Raw genomic sequence first — 1,163 nt, forward strand, 5'->3', positions numbered from 1 at the left:
AAGAGACGGGAGTGATCGAGGGGGATCGGGGAATGACCGATACCGTTCCCCCACCGTCGGAGTCCGACGGGACGACTACCCTGGAAAGGGATACGGGGGCGGGGTATCGGTCGAGGCCCCGCGTCCCCGTCCCGGGCCCCGGGACGGAACCCACCACGAGATCGCGGACCCACCGCGCACGGAGGAGGAGCATGACCGCCCCGCGGGAGACCGCCGTCGAGCACGACCGGCACGCCGGTCCGGGCGAGCACACCGGGCACGGCTACAGCAAGGACAAGGAGGCGCACCTCAAGCGCCTGCGTCGCATCGAGGGTCAGATCCGCGGCCTGCACCGCATGGTCGACGAGGACGCCTACTGCATCGACGTGCTCACCCAGGTGTCGGCCTCCACCAAGGCGCTGCAGTCCTTCGCCCTCCAACTCCTCGAGGAGCACCTGCGGCACTGCGTCGCCCGGGCGGCCGTCGAGGGCGGCCCGGAGGCCGACGCGAAGGTCGCCGAGGCGACGGCCGCCATCGCCCGCCTGCTGCGCACCTGATCCGGCGACGGCGCGGGCGGGGCGCGACCGGCGGCGGGGTGCCGCCGGCGGGGCCCGCCGCGCCTACCGGGCCGCGACGGTGCCGTCGGCGACCTCGCCCTCCGGGGGCACCCGGACCGGCACCGGCACCCCGAAGTCGAGGAGTTCGGTGGTGGAGACCAGGTCCCCCGCCCCCGCCTCGGCCGTCCCGAAGCGATAGGTGACCCGGCGCAGCAGACCCTCGTCGTCCAGCCACGCCTCGAAGGTCACCTCCCGCCCCGTCAGACCGGCCGCCACCGCCTCGAACTGCCCCTGTTCCGGCAGACCGCGCACCGCCCGCGCCGCCGCCGCGGGATCCACCGTGCCCCGGTGGTACCACCACCGCTCGCCGTCCGCCCCCACCCGGCCCCGGTCCTCGGCGTGCGTCACGCCGCGCAGCAGGGCCGCCGCCGTCGCCGGGTCGGTGGCGCCGCCGGTCACCAGGTTGCCGTCCGGCACCCCGGCCGTGCCCACCCGGACCCAGGTGTCCGGGGGCACCTCCCCGCCCCGGTTGCGCAGGTAGATCTCGCCGGGGCCGAAGACGGTGATCACCGGGCCGCTCCGCGGCCCCCCTCCCCCGGCCGCCTCGGGCACGGTCAACTCCAACTC

2 protein-coding genes are annotated in these 1,163 nt (G+C 75.9%); one reads left to right on the forward strand and one right to left on the reverse strand.

Features of this window, described 5'->3' with window-relative positions; genetic code table 11:
- The first annotated feature begins 191 nt into the window (after window positions 1-191).
- Window positions 192-536, forward strand: coding sequence for a metal-sensitive transcriptional regulator (locus FOE67_RS26285; RefSeq protein ID WP_182667322.1), 345 nt, complete (start codon window positions 192-194; stop codon window positions 534-536).
- Window positions 537-599: 63 nt separating this feature from the next.
- On the opposite strand, the gene FOE67_RS26290 is transcribed toward FOE67_RS26285, so the two are convergent.
- On the reverse strand, window positions 600-1,163 hold a 564-nt coding region (locus FOE67_RS26290; RefSeq protein WP_498370723.1), incomplete at its 5' end, for a hypothetical protein.

The sequence above is a fragment of the Streptomyces calidiresistens genome (assembly GCF_014141525.1).
GTDB lineage: Bacteria > Actinomycetota > Actinomycetes > Streptomycetales > Streptomycetaceae > Streptomyces > Streptomyces calidiresistens.

Bases quoted from the DNA above. Each gene is read 5' to 3' on its own strand.
- FOE67_RS26285 (WP_182667322.1), top strand. From the start codon at position 192: ATGACCGCCCCGCGGGAGACCGCCGTCGAGCACGACCGGCACGCCGGT.